Below are 18,329 nucleotides of genomic sequence, written 5' to 3'. Positions count from 1 at the left end.
TGATCTACCCGAGGTTCCGCCCTCCGGGGGCGCCCCCGGAGGGCGACGCCGCCCGGCGCGGGCGTGCTCCTCAGTCCCGCTCCGGGGCCTGCTGCTCCGTGTCGGGGCGGATGTCGATGCGCCAGCCGGTGAGCCGCGCGGCGAGACGGGCGTTCTGCCCCTCCTTGCCGATGGCCAGCGACAGCTGGTAGTCCGGCACGGTGACGCGGGCGGAGCGGGCACCGAGGTCCACGACCTCGACCTTGCTCACCCGGGCGGGGGACAGCGCGTTGGCCACCATCTCCGCCGGGTCCTCCGACCAGTCCACGATGTCGATCTTCTCGCCGTGGAGTTCGGCCATCACATTGCGCACCCGGCCGCCCATCGGGCCGATGCACGCGCCCTTGGCGTTCAGGCCGGAGCGGGTCGAGCGGACCGCGATCTTGGTCCGGTGGCCCGCCTCCCGGGCGATCGCCGCGATCTCCACGCTGCCGTCCGCGATCTCCGGGACCTCCAGCGCGAAGAGCTTCTTCACGAGGTTGGGGTGGGTGCGCGAGAGGGTCACGGACGGGCCGCGCACGCCCTTGGCCACCCGCACCACGTAGGTGCGCAGCCGCAGGCCGTGGGTGTACTCCTCGCCGGGCACCTGCTCCTGCACCGGCAGGATGGCCTCCAGCTTGTCGTCCAGCTTGACCAGGACGTTCTTGGGGTCCTTGCCCTGCTGGACCTGGCCGGCCACCACGTCCCCCTCGCGGCGGGCGTACTCGCCGAAGGTGACGTCGTTCTCGGCGTCCCGCAGCCGCTGCTGGATGACCTGGCGCGCGGTGGTGGCGGCGATCCGGCCGAAGTCCGACGGGGTGTCGTCGAACTCCTTGGGCTCCTGGCCCTCCTCCAGCTCGGAGGGGTCCTCCTTGGCCCACACCGTCACATGGCCGGTCTCCCGGCTCAGCTCCACCCGGGCGTGGCGGCGGCTGCCCTCGGTCCGGTGGTAGGCGATGAGGAGGGCGGACTCGATGGCCTCGACCAGCAGGTCGAAGGCGATCTCCTTCTCCTGTGCCAAGCCCCTCAGGAGCTTCACGTCGATGTCCACGGCTACGCCTCCTCTTCCTTCTTGTCCTTGCGGTTGAACTCGATCTCCACGCGCGCCCGGGCGATGTCGTCGAAGGCGATCCGGCGGGCGGTGGGCCTGCGGCCCTTCACACCCGGGACCTCGGTGTCGAGCCCCTCCTCGTCGACGGCGAGGACGCGGGCCACCACCTCCTGGCCCTCGTGCAGCCGGAAGGCCACCAGGCGGCCGGTGGCGCGCACGTAGTGGCGGTGCCGGGTCAGCGGGCGGTCGGTTCCGGGGGACGTGACCTCCAGGACGTACTCGTCCTCGCCCATGGCGTCGGTCTCGTCGAGCTTCTGCGAGAGCACGCGGCTCAGGTCCGCGCAGGCGTCCAGCTCCACACCGTCGTCGGAGTCCACGATGACCCGCAGGGTCCGCCGCCGCCCTGCCCGGGAGACCTCGATCTCCTCCAGGTCCAGTTCCGCGGCGCTGACGAGCGGTTCCAGCAGCCCGCGCAGCCTCTCGCTCTGGGTGGTGCTCATCCGGGTGACTCCTCGGCCGCGTGTGCTGTTGTGGGTTCCGTCGCGTGTCGAGGGAAAGGGTATCCGGTCCCGGGGGGTGTTGCCGTCCACCCGCGCTGCCGCCACGGGTACGCTCGCCTGCGGCGACGATCACCAGGAGGGTCCCTCTCCCGGATCGGTCCACACCGGCGGGCGGGCCCGCGCCCGGACGGGCGCGGCCGGCCGGCGCCGGGCACCGCGGAGCGGAGAAGGGAGACGAGGGCGCAGCCATGGCGAGCGACGGCGAGCGTGCGGGATTCGGCACCAGGCCCCGCGGGAGCGGCGGGACGCGGCGGGACGCGGCCGGGCGGGCGGAGCCCGGGCCGGGCGGGACCACCCGCCGGGCGGTGCTGCTGGCCACCGGTGCGGCGGGAGCCGCCGCGCTGACGGGCTGCTCCTCCGGCGCACCCCCCGGCGGGCGGACCACCGCCGCCTCCGTCGACCCGGTGCGGGCCGACCGGGCGCTGCGGGGCCGCCTCGCCGCCCGCAGCGCGGCCCTGCTGGGCGAGTACGACGCGGTGCTCGGGAGCCATCCCGGGCTGGCCGGCCGGCTCGGTCCGCTGCGCGCCGCGGTCGCCGCGCATGCGGCGGCGCTGGCGGGCGAGGCGGCCCCGCGGCGCCCGCGCGGCCCCGGGGAGGGCTCCGCCTCCCCGTCCGGCGCCCCCGCGCGGCCCCCCGCTCCCCCGGGCTCCGCTCCCGCCGTCGCCGCCGGGCCGGTGCCCGAGGACCCGGCCGCCGCGCTGAAGGCGCTGGCCGCCGCCGAACGCAGGACCTCCGACGAGCACCTGGCCTCGGTGACCGAGGCCGAACCGGAGCTGGCCCGGCTGCTGGCCTCCGTGGCCGCGGCGGACGCCGCCCATGCGTACCTGCTGACGAAGGGTGAGGAACGGTGAACGAGGCTGACACCGCAGGCACCCTGACGGCCGTTCAGGCCGCGCTGGCCGCCGTGCACGCGGCCGTCTACGGCTACGGCGTGGTCGGTGCCCGGGCCGGCGCCGCGCGGAAGGCCGAGGCCGCCGCCGCGCACACCGCGCACCGCGCCCGGCGCGACGCGCTGGCCCGGACCGCCCGCGACCTCGGCGCGGCCCCGGCCGCCGCGGCGGCCGCCTACGCGCTGCCGTTCCCGGTGCCCGACGAGGCCGCGGCGGTGCGCCTGGCGGCCGTCCTGGAGGACCGGGTGGCGGGCGCCTGGTCGGACCTGGTGCGGGCCTCGGGGGGCCCGCTGCGCCGCGAGGCGGCCGCCGGGCTGCGCGAGGCCGCGGTCCGCGCGGTGCGCTGGCGCGGCAGCGGCGTAGCCTTTCCTGGGCTCGCGGAGCGTGCCCCCGGCCGGACCGGCTGACGGCGAAAGGGAACACACGACGTATGGCTTTCGAACCGCCCCAGCGGCTGGTCAGGGCTCTCGGCGGCGACGGGGGGTGGCTCGGGCGGCTGCCGGGGATCGTCACGGAGGCGGTGGACCGGCGGAAGCTGGACGTCGAGCGGATCGTCTCGCCCGGCGGGCGCAGCAGCGTGGTGCTGCTGGTCCGGCAACCGGACGGGACACCGGCCGCCCTGAAGCTCACTCCCCCGGCCGCCGCGGCGGACCGGGAGCGTGCCGCGCTCGCGGCCTGGAGCGGTGGCGGCGCGGCCCGGCTGCTCGACGGCGGGACCGGCGGGGAGACCGCTGACGAGGGCCGCGGCCCGGACGCGGATGACGGCGGGGAGCTGCTGCTGGAGCGGCTGCACCCCGAGGTCTCCCTGCGCTCCCTGCCGGAGGCGAAGGCGCTGCTGGAGGCCGCGGGCACCGTACGGCGGCTGTGGGTCGAACCGCCGCCCGGCCACCGCTTCGAGACGGTGGCCGCGCGGACCGCGCGGCAGTCCGAGGCCCTGCGGGCGGCCGGCGGCCCGCTGGCCGGGGCGGCCCTGGCCGCCCGCGAGGAGCTGCTGGCCGAGGAGCCGGAGGCGCTGCTGCTGCACGGCAACTTCCGCCAGGGCAAGGTCCTCGCCGGGGACCGCGCGCCGTGGCTGGCGGTCGGGCCCGAGCCTGTGGTCGGCGAACGCGCCTACGAGCTGGCCCGGCTGGCGCGCGACCGGGTCGAGGACCTGATCGCCGCCGCGGCGGGTGCCGCCGCGGCACGCCGCCGGGTCAAGCGGCTGGCGGACTCGCTGGACGTGGACCGCGACCGGCTGCGCGGGTGGACGCTGTTCCGCGCCGTGGAGTCGGGCACCCGCGCCCTCGCGGAGGGCCGCCGCACGGAGGCCGAGCACGCGCTGGAGTTCGCCGGCTGGCTGTAGGACCGCCCGCGCGGCGGGGTGTCCGCCGGGACGCGGGCGGGGCCCCCGGCGGACGACTGCCGGGGGCCCCGCCCGCGTCGTACGCTCAGGCGCTCAGACGTGCGACCGCCTCGGCGACGGGCAGTTCCTCGCGCTCACCCGTGCGGCGGTCCTTCAGCTCCACCACGCCCTCGGCGGCACGGCGGCCGGCCACCAGGATCTTCGGCACGCCGATCAGCTCGGCGTCGGTGAACTTCACGCCCGGGGAGACACCGGCCCGGTCGTCGACCAGGACCCGCAGGCCCGCGGCGCCCAGCTGCCCGGCGACGTCCAGCGCCAGCTCCGTCTGGGCCGCCTTGCCGGCGGCCACCACGTGCACGTCGGCCGGGGCGACCTCGGCGGGCCAGCACAGTCCCTGCTCGTCCGCCGTCTGCTCGGCGATGGCGGCCACCGCACGGGAGACGCCGACGCCGTAGGAGCCCATGGTGACGCGGACGGGCTTGCCGTTCTGGCCGAGGACGTCGAGCTGGAAGGCGTCGGTGTACTTGCGGCCGAGCTGGAAGATGTGGCCGATCTCGATGGCGCGGTCCAGCTTCAGGCCGGTACCGCAGGAGGGGCAGGGGTCGTTCTCCTCGACCACCACGACGTCCAGGTACTCGTCGACCTCGAAGTCCCGGCCGGCCACCACGTTGCGGGCGTGCTTGCCCTCCTGGTTGGCACCGGTGATCCAGGCGGTGCCGGGGGCCACCCGGGGGTCGGCCAGGTAGCGCACCTTGTCCAGGCCCTGCGGGCCGACGTAGCCGCGCACCAGGTCGGGGCGGCCGACGAAGTCCTCCGCGGTGACGAGCTCCACGGAGGCGGGTGCCAGCCGGTCGCCCAGCTTGCCCAGGTCCACCTCGCGGTCCCCGGGCACGCCGACGGCCACGATCTCCCCGTCGACCTTGACGAGCAGGTTCTTCAGGGTCGCGGAGGCCGGGACGCCCAGGTGCCCGGCGAGGGTCTCGATGGTGGGGGTGTCGGGGGTGTCCAGTTCCTCGACGGGGCCGTGCGCGGCGCCGTCCGCGGGGGACAGCGCGAAGGTGACCGCCTCGGTGTTGGCCGCGTAGTCGCAGGAGGGGCAGTAGACGAAGGTGTCCTCCCCGGCGGGCGCGGGGGCCAGGAACTCCTCCGAGGCGGAGCCGCCCATCGCGCCCGAGACCGCGGAGACGATCTTGTGCCGGAGGCCGAGGCGCTCGAAGATCCGCACGTACGCCTGGCGGTGCAGTGCGTAGGACTCGGCCAGGCCCTCCTCGGTGGTGTCGAAGGAGTACGAGTCCTTCATGTGGAACTCGCGGCCGCGCAGGATGCCGGAGCGGGGGCGGGCCTCGTCGCGGTACTTGATCTGGATCTGGTAGAGGATCACCGGCAGGTCCTTGTAGGACGTGCACTGGTCCTTGACCAGCTGGGTGAAGATCTCCTCGTGGGTGGGGCCGAGCAGGTACTCGGCGCCCTTGCGGTCCTTCAGGCGGAAGAGCTCGGCACCGTACTCCTCCCAGCGGCCCGTCGCCTCGTAGGGCTCCTTGGGCAGCAGGGCGGGCAGCAGCACCTCCTGGCCGCCGATGGCGTCCATCTCCTCGCGCACCACCCGCGCGACGTTCTCCAGGACCCGCTTGCCCAGGGGCAGCCAGGACCAGATGCCCGCGGCGTTGCGGCGGACGTACCCCGCGCGGACGAGGAGCTTGTGGCTGAGCGTCTCGGCGTCCGCCGGGTCGTCACGCAATGTCTTGACCATCAGACGGGACATGCGCTGGACCTGGGCCATGGTGAACTCCTGCTCGGAACGTGTGATGGGCAGGAGGTTATCCGGGCGGGACCGGCTGGCGGAAATCAGTTCACGCGCAGCAGCGGCAGGGGGGCGCCCATGACGGCGTACCGGCTCGGTGCGCTCGGGAAGGCCACCCGGCGGGCGAGATCCCGGTAGCCGAGGCTCCGGTAGAGGCGGCGCGCGCGGCTGTCGATGTCGACGGCCGACAGGATGGAGCGCGGCTCCGCGGCCGAGTCGGTGATCGCGGTGATCAGCTCCCTGCCGATGCCGCGCCCCTGGTAGGCGGGGTGGACGTGCAGTTCGGTGATGGCGAAGGAGTCGTCGAGCCAGCCGTCGCGGCCGTCGGCCCGCAAGTAGGGCTCGACCACGCCGGACCACCAGTGGGAGCGGTCGTTGGGCATGCCGTAGACGAAGCCGACGAGCCGGTCGTCCGCCGTGGTGGCGCCGAGCGCGCGGGCTCCGGGGCCGGTCAGGTGCCGCAGCACGATGTACCGGCGGATGTCCACCTCCTCCGGTCCGAGCCCGAAGGCGAGCGCCTGTACCGCGAGGGCCTCGTCGACACGGTCCGCGAGGTCGAGCGGTCCGATGGCGACGTGGGGATCTGCTGCCATGGCCGCACCCTACTGGCCGCCGGGGCGGCCCGGGTACCGGAGCGGGCACGGGCGGCGCGGGGAGCGCGGGCCCCCGGTGCGGGAGGCGGTCGCGGGGAGGCGGGACCGGCGCCGCCCACCGGGGCGGCCCGCCCGCGAGGGCGTTCGGGCGGCATGCCCGGGAACTCAGAACAGGACGCTCATGAAGGTGCCGACCTCGCGGAATCCGACGCGTCGGTAGGAGGCCCGGGCGGGGGTGTTGTAGTCGTTGACGTAGAGGCTGACGACCGGAGAGACGTCGGCCAGCGCATAGCGCAGCACGGCGGCCATCCCGGTCTCCGACAGGCCGCGGCCCCGGTACTCGGGAGCCACCCACACGCCCTGGATCTGGCAGGCCCTGGCGGTCGCGGCGCCGATCTCCGCCTTGAAGACCACCTTGCCGTCCTCGATGCGGGCGAAGGAGCGCCCGGCGGCGACCAGCTCCGCGACGCGGGCCTGGTAGAGCAGTCCGCCGTCGCCGGCGAGCGGGGAGACGCCGACCTCCTCGGTGAACATGTCCACGCACGCGGGCATGATCAGGTCCATCTCGTCCTTGCGGATCCGGCGGACGCCGGGGTCGGGCTCGATGTCGTCCGGGACCTTCTCGGTGACCATCAGCGGCTGGTTGGGGCGGACGTCGCGGGCCGGTCCCCAGCTCGGTTCGAGCAGCTTCCACAGGGCGGCGGTGGGCTCGGCGGCCCCGACGATCGAGGAGCAGCGGCGGCCCGCCCGGCGGGCGCGGTCGGCGAAGGCGCGGACCGCGGCGGGGGTGGCGCAGATGGGCACGAGATTGGCGCCCGAGTAGCACAGGGAGCGCAGCCGGTCGTCCTCGTACCAGCCCCAGAGCTCGCCGCCCAGGCGCCAGGGGTCCAGGCCGGCGACCTGGACGCGGGCCGTGACGAAAGCATTCTCCACGGGCGCGCTCTCCAGGACGGCGAGCGCCGCGCCGAGTTCGCCCGGGTCGAGGACCCGCGTGGTGGTCTGGGTCAACACAAGGGGCCTCACCATACGGTTTGCTGGTTCTGGCACTGTACCCGGAGCTTCGGCGGGGTGCCGATCGATCGGGGAAGGGAGCCCGGGCCGAGAGCTGCCGAGCAGGCCGCCGGCCCCGCAGCCGTCGGGCTGCGGGGCCGGTCGCACCGGGTCGTGCGGGGCCCGCCGGGGCGCCGCGGGGGCCGTGCCTCAGCCGGCCACGGAGATCTGCGGTTCGCCGGAGGCGACGCCGTCCTTCTCCATCTGCTCGGCGATCTTCAGGGCCTCCTCGATCAGGGTCTCCACGATCTTGGACTCGGGCACGGTCTTGATGACCTCTCCCTTGACGAAGATCTGCCCCTTGCCGTTGCCGGAGGCGACGCCGAGGTCCGCCTCACGGGCCTCGCCGGGGCCGTTGACGACACAGCCCATGACGGCGACGCGCAGCGGCACCTCCATGCCCTCCAGGCCCGCGGTGACCTCGTCGGCGAGCTTGTAGACGTCGACCTGGGCGCGGCCGCAGGAGGGGCAGGAGACGATCTCCAGACGGCGCTGGCGCAGGTTGAGCGACTCCAGGATCTGGATGCCGACCTTGACCTCCTCCGCGGGCGGGGCGGAGAGGGAGACGCGGATGGTGTCGCCGATGCCCTCGGACAGCAGGGCGCCGAAGGCGACGGCGGACTTGATGGTGCCCTGGAAGGCCGGCCCGGCCTCGGTGACGCCGAGGTGCAGCGGGTAGTCGCAGCGGGCGGCGAGCTGCCGGTAGGCGTTGACCATCACCACGGGGTCGTTGTGCTTGACGGAGATCTTGATGTCGTGGAAGCCGTGCTCCTCGAAGAGCGACGCCTCCCACAGCGCGGACTCGACCAGGGCCTCGGGGGTGGCCTTGCCGTACTTCTCCAGCAGGCGGCGGTCGAGGGAGCCCGCGTTGACGCCGATCCGGATGGGGGTGCCGGTCTCCCCGGCCGCCTTGGCGATCTCCCTGACCTTGTCGTCGAACTGCTTGATGTTGCCCGGGTTGACGCGGACCGCGGCGCAGCCGGCGTCGATCGCGGCGAAGACGTACTTCGGCTGGAAGTGGATGTCGGCGATCACCGGGATCTGCGACTTCCGGGCGATGGTCGCCAGGGCGTCGGCGTCGTCCTGGGTGGGGCACGCGACACGGACGATCTGGCAGCCCGAGGCGGTGAGCTCGGCGATCTGCTGGAGGGTGGCGCCGACGTCGGAGGTGCGGGTGGTGGTCATGGACTGCACCGAGACCGGCGCGTCACCGCCGACCGCGACGGAGCCGACCTGGATCTTCCGGCTGGCCCTCCGGTCGGCGAGCTTCGTCGGAACGGACGGAATTCCGAGAGAAATTGCAGTCATCTGCTGTGCAACCCCAAGATGTGGATCGAGGTCCCGGCGTCGGCGGGCTCCAGACCCCGAGGTTACGGCACGGCCGTCGGGCCCGGCACATCGCACGCGGCAAGTCCACCCGATGGGGACGGCGGGCGCGGTGCGCGCCCGCCGCCGCCCGGGCCGGTGGGGATCAGCTGATCTTCACCGGGTTGACGATGTCGGCGACCAGGACGAGCAGCGTGAAGCAGATGAAGATCCCGGCCACCACGTAGGCCACGGGCATCAGCTTGGCCACGTCGAAGGGCCCCGGGTCGGGGCGCCGGAACAGCCTGGCGAAGCCCCGCCGCAGCGACTCCCACAGCGCCCCCGCGATATGGCCGCCGTCCAGCGGCAGCAGCGGGAGCATGTTGAACAGGAACAGCGACAGGTTGAACCCGGCGAGCAGCATCATGAACGTGGCGACGATGTTCTGCGTCGGCATGTCGAGGTTCAGCACCTCGCCGCTGAGGCGGGCCGCCCCGACCACGCCGACCGGGGAGTCGTCCTTGCGCTCGCCGTCGCCGAAGGCCGCGTCCCACAGGTCGGGGATCTTGGTCGGCAGGGCGATGATCGCCTCGGCGCCGTTCTCGATCATGTCGCCCATGCGGTCCACGGAGTCGCCGAAGGACAGCGGCACGATCTCCGTGCGGGCGGCGAAGCCGAGGTAGCCCGCCGACTCGAAGCCCTCGACCACCTCTCCGTCGGCGTCCTTCTTGACGACGGTGTTCTCGATGAGGGTGGCCTGGAGCGTGCGCTCGGCGCCGTCCCGCTCGACGGTGAGGGTGGCGGGGCCGATCGTCTCGCGGATGCGTTCGGAGAGCGTGGGCCAGTCCTCGATGGGCGTGCCGTTGAAGGCGACGATCCGGTCGCCCACCTCCAGCCCCGCGAGCAGCGCCGGGGACTCGGGGTCGCCGGGCGCGCAGGTGTCGCGGTCCTCGCTCTGCTCAATGACGCACTTCTGCACCCCCGCGACCTCAGTGGTCTGGGTGGGGGTGCCGAAGGTCATCAGCACACTGAGGAAGATCGCCACCGCGAGGACGAGGTTCATGAAGGGGCCGGCGAACATCACGACGACGCGCTTCCACGGCTTGCGCGTGTAGAACAGGCGCGTCTCGTCCCCGGGCTGGAGCTCCTCGTACGCCGCCGAGCGGGCGTCCTCGATCATGCCGCGCCACGGCGAGGTGGAGCGCGCCTCGATCCTGCCGTCCTCACCGGGCGGGAACATGCCGATCATGCGGATGTAGCCGCCCATGGGGATGGCCTTGATGCCGTACTCGGTCTCCCCCTTCTGACGGGAGAACAGCGTCGGGCCGAAGCCGACCATGTACTGCGGCACCCGGATGCCGAACATCTTCGCCGTCGACAGATGGCCCAGCTCGTGCCAGGCGATGGAGATCAGCAGCCCCACGCCGAACAGCACTATGCCGAGGACCGTCAACAGAATCGTCATGCGCGAGCCTCCGCAGGCCGTTCACCGCCGCTGTGGGCGTACTTCGCTGCCGTCTCACGGGCCCGGACCCGGGCCCAGGCGTCCGCCTGGAGGACGTCCGCCACCGTGAGGGAGGTTCCGGGCGCGGGGGTGCCGTGCTCGGAGACCACCTCCGTGACCGTATCCATGATGGCGTTGAACGGCAGCCGTCCGTCGAGGAACGCCTCGACGCACTCCTCGTTCGCCGCATTGAACACCGCCGGAGCCGTGCCGCCCAGCCCGCCCACGTGCCGGGCGAGTCCCACCGAGGGAAAGGCGTCCTCATCGAGGGGGAAGAACTCCCAGGTGGAGGCCGTGGACCAGTCGAAGGCGGGCGCCGCGTCGGGCACCCGCTCCGGCCAGCCGAGGCCGATGGCGATCGGCCCGCGCATGTCGGGCGGGGTGGCCTGGGCGAGGGTGGAGCCGTCGGTGAACTCCACCATCGAGTGGACGTAGGACTGGGGGTGGACGACGACCTCGATCCGCTCGAAGGGGATGTCGTACAGCAGGTGCGCCTCGATGACCTCGAGCCCCTTGTTGACCAAGGTGGCGCTGTTGACGGTGATCACCGGACCCATGGCCCAGGTGGGATGGGCCAGCGCGTCCTCGCGGGTGACGCCCTCCAGCTCGGCCCGCGTGCGACCTCGGAACGGGCCGCCGGAGGCCGTCACGACCAGCTTGCGGACGTCGGCGCGGGTGCCGGCGGCGAGTGCCTGGAAGAGCGCGGCGTGCTCCGAGTCCACCGGGATGATCTGCCCCGGCTTGGCGAGGGCCTTCACCAGCGGGCCGCCGACGATGAGCGACTCCTTGTTGGCGAGCGCGAGGGTGCGCCCCGCCTCCAGGGCGGCGAGGGTGGGCGCGAGGCCGATGGAGCCGGTGATGCCGTTGAGCACGGTGTGGCAGGGGGACGCGGCGAGGTCGGCCGCCGCGTCCGGGCCGGCCAGCACCTCGGGCAGCGGCTCGGTGCCGAACTGCGCGGCCAGCGCCTCGCGCAGGGCGGGCACGGCGTCCTCGCGGGCCACCGCGACGGTCCGGGCGCCGAGTCTGCGGGCCTGCTCGGCGAGCAGGTCCACCCGTCCGCCGGCGGCGGACAGCGCGGTCACACGGAAGCGGTCGGGGTTGCGCAGGACGAGGTCGATCGCCTGCGTGCCGATGGACCCGGTCGAGCCGAGGACGACGATGTCGCGCCGTCCGTGGGAGGCGTCGAACCTCAGATGCGGGTCGGCGAGGGGTGCTGGGCTGTCGCTCATCCCCCCATTGTGGCCGGTGATCCCCGGGCTCCGGGCGGCGCGCCCCCCGCACGGGCGCGCGCCGCTGCCTCCCGGGGCGTCGGGGCCCGGGAGCGAGCGGCCGCGAAGGGGCGCACGCGCGGGCCGGGGCCCGGCCGGGAGGCGGTCAGCAGGCGCCTCCCGGCCGGCTCCCGGAGGCGGTCAGCGAGCGCCGGCGGTCCCGGGGAGGGGGTCCGGTGCGGGGCGTCCGGCCTCCCAGGCGCCGCACAGGGCGGCGAACTCCTGGTGGAAGCCGGGGAAGGTCTTCCGGACGCAGCCGGGGTCGTCGAAGGTGATCCCGGGGGTGCGCAGGCCCGTGACGGCGAAGGACATGACGATGCGGTGGTCCGAGCGTGTGGCGATCTCGGCAGCGCGGGGGGTGCCGGGCCGGATGGCGATGTGGGCCGGGCCGGTGGACGCCACGACGCCCAGCCGGGCGAGGTTCTCGGCGCAGGCGTCGAGCCGGTCGCACTCCTTGACCCGGGTGTTGGCCACATCCTCGATGCGCACCGGGCCGTCGGCGTAGGGGGCGATGCCGGCGAGGGTGGGCATGGTGTCGGAGATGTCCCGCATGGCGACGGTCAGGCCGTGCAGCCGGTCGGTGCCGCGGACGGTGGTGGCGTCCGCGGCGACCCGCACGTCGGCGCCCATCCGGCCCAGCACCTCGACGAAGCGCAGGTCGCCCTGGAGGGCGCCGGCGCCGAGTCCGGGGACGGTGACCTCCCGTCCGGGGGTCAGGGCGGCCGCCGCGAAGAAGTAGCTCGCCGTCGAGGCGTCGGGTTCGACGGCGTAGTCCGCGGCGCGGTAGCCGCCGGGCGGCACGGCGAAGACGTTTCCCTCGCGCTGGACCTCGACGCCGAAGCTCCTCATCATCGCCAGGGTGATCTCCACGTACGGGGCGGAGACCAGGTCGGTGACGGTGATCCGCAGCCCCTTGCGGGTGAGCGGCCCGAGCATCAGCAGGGCCGTCAGGTACTGGGAGGACTCGCCCGCGTCCAGGGTGAGGGCACCGCCCTCGACACCCCGGGCGGCGACCGTGAGCGGATGGTGCCCCTCGGCCCCCTGGTGCCTCAGGTCGACGCCGAGGGCACGCAGCGCTCCGGTGAGCGGGCCCAGCGGGCGGCGGCGCATCTGCGCGGAGGCGTCGAAGCGGTAGGTGCCGCGGGACCCCGCCGCCGCGAGGGTCGGCAGGAACCGGGCGGTGGTGGCGCCGTCGCGGCAGTGGACGTCGGCCTCCGGGGCCACGGGGCCCTCGGGGCGGCCCTCGATGCGCCAGACGGCGGGCTCGCGCTCGACCCGGTAACCGAGGGCGAGCAGCCCCTCGGCGAAGCCCTCGGTGTCGTCGGAGGCGAGCGGGCGGCGGAGCGTGGTCGTGCCGTCGGCGGCCGCGGCGAGGAAGAGCGCGCGGGCGGTGACGGACTTGGAGCCGGGGATCTCTATGACGGTCACGTGCGCCCATCCTGCCGCGTGGGGCGGGCCCGGGCGGGGGGCGTCCAGGGTATGGACGCCCCGGGACGCAGGGGCGCCCCGCGCGCCCTCGGCCCCGGGGGAGGGCAGGACGGCGTCCTGCCCTCCCCCGCTTTCGGGCGGTGCCGCCGTCCTCAGGGGATGGGGCGGTGCAGGTTCTCCCGTGACGTCGGCCCCGGGGTGGCGTCGGCGATCCAGGCGCCCTCGCCGCTCGGGTCGATGATCCCCTCCTCCAGCCAGGTGTACGTCCCCGACAGCACTCCCCTGACCACGGTGCGGTCGAGGTCGTCGGTGTTGGACCAGAGCCGGCCGAAGAGCTCCTCCACCCGCAGCCGGGCCTGGCGGCAGAAGGCGTCCGCGAGCTGGTACGCCTCGCGGCCGTGGTCGCCGGACGCCCGCAGGTGCTCGGCGCGCACGCAGGCCGCGCTCATCGCGAACAGCTCCGCGCCGATGTCGACGATCCGGCCGAGGAAGCCCTGCTTGGTCTCCATCCGGCCCTGCCACCGGGACATGGCGTAGAAGGTGGAGCGGGCCAGCTTCCGCGAGGTGCGCTCGACGTACCTGAGGTGGACGGCGAGGTCCCGGTGGCCGGAGGGGCGGAAGTCGCCGTAGGCGCCGGGCAGCTGCCCCGGACCGGTGACCAGTCCGGGCAGCCAGCGGGCGTAGAAGGCGGCCGCGTTGGCCCCGGCCTTCGCCTTGGCCCCGACGGGCTTGTCGGGGTCGATGATGTCGCCGGCCACCGAGAGGTGGGCGTCGACCGCCTCCCGGGCGATCAGCAGATGCATGATCTCGGTCGAGCCCTCGAAGATGCGGTTGATCCGCAGGTCGCGCAGCAGCTGCTCGGCGGAGACGGCCCGCTCGCCGCGCGCGGCGAGCGACTCGGCGGTCTCGAAGCCCCGGCCGCCGCGGATCTGGACCAGCTCGTCGGCCATCAGCCAGGCCATCTCCGAGCCGTAGAGCTTGGCGAGGGCGGCCTCGATGCGGATGTCGTTGCGGTCCTCGTCGGCCATCTGGGAGGCGAGGTCGACCACGGCCTCCAGGGCGAAGGTGGTGGCGGCGATGAAGGAGATCTTGGAGCCCACGGCCTCGTGGCGGGCGACCGGCCGCCCCCACTGCTCGCGCACCGCCGACCACTCCCGGGCGATCTTCAGGCACCACTTGCCCGCGCCGACGCACATCGCGGGCAGCGAGAGCCGGCCCGTGTTGAGCGTGGTCAGGGCGATCCTCAGCCCGGCGCCCTCCGGCCCGATGCGGTCGGCTGCGGGGACGCGCACCCGGTGGAAGCGCGTGACGCCGTTCTCCAGGCCGCGCAGGCCCATGAAGGCGTTGCGGTTCTCCACCGTGACGCCCTCGCTCGCGGCCTCGACGACGAAGGCCGTGATGCCGCCCGGGTGGCCCTCGCTCCGCGGGACCCGGGCCATCACGACGAGCAGGTCGGCGACCACCCCGTTGGTGGTCCACAGCTTGACTCCGTCCAGCACGTAGTCGTCCCCGTCGGGTACGGCGGTGGTGGCGAGCCGGGCGGGGTCGGAGCCGACGTCGGGCTCGGTGAGCAGGAAGGCCGAGATGTCGTGCCGCGCCAGGCGCGGCAGGAGGCGCTCCTTCTGCTCCTCGGTGCCGAAGAGCTTCAGCGGCTGCGGGACGCCGATGGACTGGTGGGCGGAGAGCAGGGCGCCGACGGCCGGACTGACCGAACCGACGAGCGACAGCGCCTTGTTGTAGTAGACCTGGGTGAGGCCGAGCCCCCCGTAGCGGGGGTCGATCTTCATGCCGAGGGCGCCGAGTTCGCGCAGGCCCTGGACGACCTCGTCGGGGATCAGTGCCTCGCGCTCGATCCGCGCGCCGTCGATCCGCGTCTCGCAGAAGCGCCGCAGCCTCGACAGGAACTCCTCGCCGCGGCGGACGGCCTCGCCGGTGGGCTGCGGGTGGGGGTGGATCAGGTCGGGGCGGAAGCGCCCCAGGAAGAGCTCCTTGGCGAAGCTCGGCTTGCGCCACTGCTGTTCGCGCGCCGCCTCGGCGACCTGGCGCGCCTCGCGCTCGGTCACCTTGGGTGCGGCGCCCCCGGAGGCGCCGGGGGCTCTCCCGGGGGCTTCTGAGTCCGTGTCGATCGGCTTGTCGGGTGGGGCGGTCATGAGGCTCACCTCGCCGCGAGTCGGGGACGTGACCGGACGGGGGCCCGGTCGGTCGCTACTCGTTCCTCGTACCCGATATCGCGGACGGCCACCAGCCCGGTGGCGCACCCGCGGTACGTCGGCGGCCGGTACCGGCCGCCCGGGTGTCAGACCCCGGCCCGGTCCACCAGGTGCCCCAGGCGCTCGCGGAGGGCGGCCGGTGCGTCGGGGCCGAGGGTGTGGAGCGCCACCATGGCCGTCACGATCACATCGCAGAGTTCCCGCTCCACGTCCTCCCAGCTGTGGGAGGCGCCCTTGCGGGGATTGGCGCCCAGCGCGCCGTGGAGCGCCTCGGCGACCTCGCCGAACTCCTCCCCGATCTTCAGTACGCGCAGCAGACGGGTGTCGCCGGAGGCGGCCGGGGCCGCCTCCGCGTCCAGCCAGCGGCGCAGCCGCTCCACGCGGTCCCACACCTCGTCCATCGGGCCCTCCTCGGCGGCGGTGTCCGCCCGCGTCCCGCGGGCGCGGCGGACGACCAGCATCCCGCACGGGCGGGGCGCCCGGGGGCGATGCGCCCCGGGGCGGCGGCCACCTGCGCGTCCGGGCGCGTACGACCGCGGCCGGAGCCCCCGCACAGTGGGCTCCGGCCGCGGTCTCGCGCTGCCTATCGGCGGTGGCTCAGAGGGCCAGGCCGGTCAGGACCAGCACGCGCTCGTAGGTGTAGTCGTCCATCGCGTAGGCCACGCCCTCACGGCCGACACCCGACTGCTTGGCACCGCCGTAGGGCATCTGGTCCGCGCGGTAGGAGGGGACGTCGCCGATGATCACGCCGCCGACCTCCAGCGCGCGGTGGGCGCGGAAGGCGGTCCGGACGTCGTGGGTGAACACGCCCGCCTGGAGGCCGTACTGGGAGTCGTTGACGGCGGCGAAGGCCTCCGCCTCGCCGTCGACCCGGGTGACGCTGAGCACCGGGCCGAAGACCTCCTCGCAGGCCAGGGTGGAGTCGGCGGGCAGGTCGGTGAGGACGGTGGGGGCGTAGGAGGCGCCCTCGCGCTTGCCTCCGGTCAGGAGCCGGGCACCGCCGCGGACGGCCTCGTCCACCCAGGACTCCACGCGCCGGGCCGCGTCCTCGCTGACGAGCGGGCCGACGTCGGTGGCGTCCTCGGAGGGGTCGCCGGTGACCTGGGACTCGACGGCGGCGACGATCTTCGGCAGCAGGCGGTCGTAGACGCTCGCGTCGGCGATCACCCGCTGCACGGAGATGCAGGACTGGCCGCCCTGGTAGTTGGAGAAGGTCGCGATGCGGGAGGCCGCCCAGTCCAGGTCGGACTCGCTCGCCCAGTCGGCAAGGACGACGGCGGCGCCGTTGCCGCCGAGCTCCAGGGTGCAGTGCTTGCGCGGCACCGAGTCCATGATCGCGTAGCCCACCGGTCCGGAACCGGTGAAGGAGATCACCGGCAGCCGCTCGTCCTGCACCAGGGCGGGCATGCGGTCGTTGGGCACCGGCAGGACCGACCAGGAACCGGCGGGCAGCTCGGTCTCGGCCAGCAGTTCGCCCAGGACCAGCGCCGACAGCGGGGTGGCCGGGGCGGGCTTGAGGATGATCGGCGCGCCGACGGCGATGGCCGGGGCGACCTTGTGGGCGCTGAGGTTCAGCGGGAAGTTGAAGGGGGCGATCCCGAGGACCACGCCCTTGGGCACCCGGCGGGTGAGCGCCAGGCGGCCCTGGCCGCCGGCGTCGGTGTCGAGGCGCTGGGCCTCGCCGCCGTTGAAGCGGCGGGCCTCCTCGGCGGCGAAGCGGAAGACCGAGACGGCCCGGCCGACCTCGCCGCGGGCCCACTTGATCGGCTTGCCGTTCTCGGCGGAGATCAGCCGGGCGATCTCCTCCGTGCGCTCGGCCAGGCGCCTGGAGACGTGGTCCAGGGCGGCGGCGCGCACATGGGCGGGCGTGGCGGCGAACTCGTCCACCGCCGCGTGCGCGGCGGCCACCGCCTCCTCGACCTGGACCTCGGTCGGCACGGAGACGCTGCCGACGAGGCGGCCGTCCCAGGGGGAGGTGACGTCGAAGGCGGTCTCGCCGGTGGCCTGGCGGCCGGCGAGCCAGAAGGCGTGGGTGGAAGTCATCGTGCGGGTCCCGGCCCTTCCGAAGGAGTGGGGGTTGCTGCTTCTGTGCACACGGTAGGGCCGCGACCGGCTCCGGTCGTTTGTCCGCCGTGGAGTGGTGCGTCGTCCGCACTGGACCATTCGGCGGGTGCGGGCAGGGGCGGCGGCCCCGCCGGAGGGTCCGTCCGCGGCGGGCCCCCGCGGCGCTCGGTGCTGACGATGAGGCACACACCGGTCACGACCACCGCACCGCCGAGGACGACGGGCCAGGTCAGCGCCTCTCCCAGGACCAGCGCGCCGAGGAGTACGGCGACCACGGGGTTGACGTAGGCGTAGGTCGCCACCAGGGACAGCGGCGCCGTGTGCAGGAGCCAGGCGTAGGCGGTGAAGGCGATCAGCGAGCCGAACACGACGAGGAAGGCGAAGGCGCTCCAGGACCGGGCCGAGACCTCGGCGAGGGAGAAGCCGCGGTGCTCGCCGCGCAGCAGTGCCACCGCGGCGCAGCCGAGTCCGCCCGCGACCATCTCGTAGGCGCTGGCGGCGAAGGGGTCGGAGGGCATCGGTATGCGGGACGAGGAGAACGAGCCCACCGCCCACAGCGCCGTGGCGGCGACCACGGTGAGCACGCCCGCGATGTGGACCGCGCCGCTGAGCCCGGGCAGGGTCAGCGCGGCGAGGCCCGCCAGCCCGAGGGCCACCCCGGCGTAGGCGCCGCGTCCGGGCCGGTCGCCGGACGCGCGGCGCAGCAGGACCACCCAGGCGGGGACGACGGCGATGAGGAGGGCGGTCAGTCCGGAGGGGACGGTCGTCTCGGCGAGGACGACGAGCCCGTTGCCGCCGAGGAGCAGCAGCAGGCCGACGACGGCCGCACCGGCCAGCTGCCGGGGAGCGGCCCGCAGGGCGCCCGGCCCCCGGCGCCAGGCGACGAGGCCCGCGAGGACCAGGCCCGCGACGACGAAGCGGCCCGCCGCCGACAGGAACGGGGGCATCGTCTCCACGACGATCTTGATGCCGAGGTAGGTCGAGCCCCAGACCACGTAGACGATGGCCAGGGCGGTCCACACGGCGCCCCCGGTGCGGCGGCGCGGTGCGGCGGGGGGCGGAGCCGGGGCCGTGCGCGCGGACGGACGGCGGGAGGCGGCAGACGCTGCCGCAGGGCTTGTCATGACCAGGAGACTAGGATCCGCAGCCCCAAACGCCAAGAAATCTGCCCGAGTTCGGGCAGGAATCATGTATTCATGACCGCGAGAGGCCATGGGCAGGAGAAACCCGACCTGTCCGGCCTCG

Annotated in this window: 16 protein-coding genes; 3 read left to right on the top strand and 13 right to left on the bottom strand. The window is 74.2% G+C overall.

Annotated features, from left to right (window positions below; translation table 11 throughout):
• Positions 1 to 70: 70 nt before the first annotated feature.
• Complete coding sequence (gene nusA / locus ACGF15_RS06410; RefSeq protein ID WP_345614052.1) at positions 71 to 1,069, bottom strand: transcription termination factor NusA; 999 nt, start codon at positions 1,067 to 1,069, stop codon at positions 71 to 73.
• 2 nt (positions 1,070 to 1,071) lie between these two features.
• Positions 1,072 to 1,569 (bottom strand): ribosome maturation factor RimP, encoded by a 498-nt coding sequence (gene rimP / locus ACGF15_RS06405; protein ID WP_360642628.1) that lies wholly within the window; start codon positions 1,567 to 1,569, stop codon positions 1,072 to 1,074.
• Positions 1,570 to 1,817: 248 nt separating this feature from the next.
• On the opposite strand from rimP, the gene ACGF15_RS06400 reads away from it, so the two are divergent.
• The 3 genes from ACGF15_RS06400 to ACGF15_RS06390 are packed head-to-tail and all read left to right on the top strand — an operon-like array spanning position 1,818 to position 3,861.
• Positions 1,818 to 2,480 carry a hypothetical protein gene (locus ACGF15_RS06400; protein ID WP_392797034.1) on the top strand — a complete coding sequence of 221 codons (663 nt, stop codon included), beginning with the start codon at positions 1,818 to 1,820 and terminating at the stop codon, positions 2,478 to 2,480.
• Entirely contained in the window at positions 2,477 to 2,926 is a 450-nt protein-coding gene (locus ACGF15_RS06395; protein WP_362615137.1) for a DUF4439 domain-containing protein, read from the top strand. The genes ACGF15_RS06400 and ACGF15_RS06395 overlap by 4 nt, the downstream gene beginning before the upstream one ends.
• Before the next feature lie 23 nt (positions 2,927 to 2,949).
• On the top strand, positions 2,950 to 3,861 hold the full coding sequence (locus ACGF15_RS06390) for an aminoglycoside phosphotransferase family protein (protein ID WP_345614056.1): 912 nt from the start codon (positions 2,950 to 2,952) through the stop codon (positions 3,859 to 3,861).
• Positions 3,862 to 3,946: 85 nt separating this feature from the next.
• Here ACGF15_RS06390 and ACGF15_RS06385 read toward each other — a convergent pair whose 3' ends face one another.
• The 11 genes from ACGF15_RS06385 to ACGF15_RS06335 form a co-directional block, all read right to left on the bottom strand.
• Entirely contained in the window at positions 3,947 to 5,641 is a 1,695-nt protein-coding gene (locus ACGF15_RS06385) for a proline--tRNA ligase (RefSeq protein ID WP_392797033.1), read from the bottom strand.
• A gap of 65 nt (positions 5,642 to 5,706) precedes the next feature.
• Positions 5,707 to 6,255, bottom strand: coding sequence for a GNAT family N-acetyltransferase (locus tag ACGF15_RS06380; protein WP_345614058.1), 549 nt, complete (start codon positions 6,253 to 6,255; stop codon positions 5,707 to 5,709).
• Positions 6,256 to 6,420: 165 nt separating this feature from the next.
• A complete protein-coding gene (locus tag ACGF15_RS06375; RefSeq protein WP_345614059.1) occupies positions 6,421 to 7,281 on the bottom strand; it encodes a GNAT family N-acetyltransferase in 861 nt (286 codons plus the stop codon).
• Between the two features lie 174 nt (positions 7,282 to 7,455).
• Complete coding sequence (gene ispG / locus ACGF15_RS06370) at positions 7,456 to 8,613, bottom strand: flavodoxin-dependent (E)-4-hydroxy-3-methylbut-2-enyl-diphosphate synthase (protein WP_392797032.1); 1,158 nt, start codon at positions 8,611 to 8,613, stop codon at positions 7,456 to 7,458.
• 163 nt (positions 8,614 to 8,776) lie between these two features.
• Entirely contained in the window at positions 8,777 to 10,075 is a 1,299-nt protein-coding gene (locus ACGF15_RS06365; RefSeq protein WP_360642612.1) for a site-2 protease family protein, read from the bottom strand.
• Positions 10,072 to 11,343, bottom strand: a complete 1,272-nt coding sequence (gene dxr, locus ACGF15_RS06360) for a 1-deoxy-D-xylulose-5-phosphate reductoisomerase (RefSeq protein WP_345614062.1) — start codon at positions 11,341 to 11,343, stop codon at positions 10,072 to 10,074. Before dxr ends, ACGF15_RS06365 begins: the two co-directional genes overlap by 4 nt.
• 180 nt (positions 11,344 to 11,523) lie before the next feature.
• Entirely contained in the window at positions 11,524 to 12,810 is a 1,287-nt protein-coding gene (gene aroA, locus ACGF15_RS06355) for a 3-phosphoshikimate 1-carboxyvinyltransferase (protein ID WP_392797031.1), read from the bottom strand.
• Positions 12,811 to 12,962: 152 nt separating this feature from the next.
• On the bottom strand, positions 12,963 to 14,960 hold the full coding sequence (locus tag ACGF15_RS06350) for an acyl-CoA dehydrogenase family protein (RefSeq protein ID WP_345614064.1): 1,998 nt from the start codon (positions 14,958 to 14,960) through the stop codon (positions 12,963 to 12,965).
• A gap of 146 nt (positions 14,961 to 15,106) precedes the next feature.
• On the bottom strand, positions 15,107 to 15,421 hold the full coding sequence (locus ACGF15_RS06345; protein ID WP_392797030.1) for a MazG-like family protein: 315 nt from the start codon (positions 15,419 to 15,421) through the stop codon (positions 15,107 to 15,109).
• Positions 15,422 to 15,617: 196 nt separating this feature from the next.
• Positions 15,618 to 17,063, bottom strand: a complete 1,446-nt coding sequence (locus ACGF15_RS06340; RefSeq protein ID WP_392797029.1) for an aldehyde dehydrogenase family protein — start codon at positions 17,061 to 17,063, stop codon at positions 15,618 to 15,620.
• Positions 17,060 to 18,208, bottom strand: a complete 1,149-nt coding sequence (locus tag ACGF15_RS06335; RefSeq protein ID WP_345614068.1) for an EamA family transporter — start codon at positions 18,206 to 18,208, stop codon at positions 17,060 to 17,062. The genes ACGF15_RS06340 and ACGF15_RS06335 overlap by 4 nt, the downstream gene beginning before the upstream one ends.
• Between the last annotated feature and the right edge of the window lie 121 nt (positions 18,209 to 18,329).

This window comes from Streptomyces sp. NPDC048001, assembly GCF_043203115.1.
GTDB classification, from domain to species: Bacteria; Actinomycetota; Actinomycetes; order Streptomycetales; family Streptomycetaceae; genus Streptomyces; species Streptomyces sanyensis.
The sequence above is the reverse complement of the archived record's forward strand: the minus strand, read 5'-3'. Positions and strand labels throughout refer to the sequence as shown.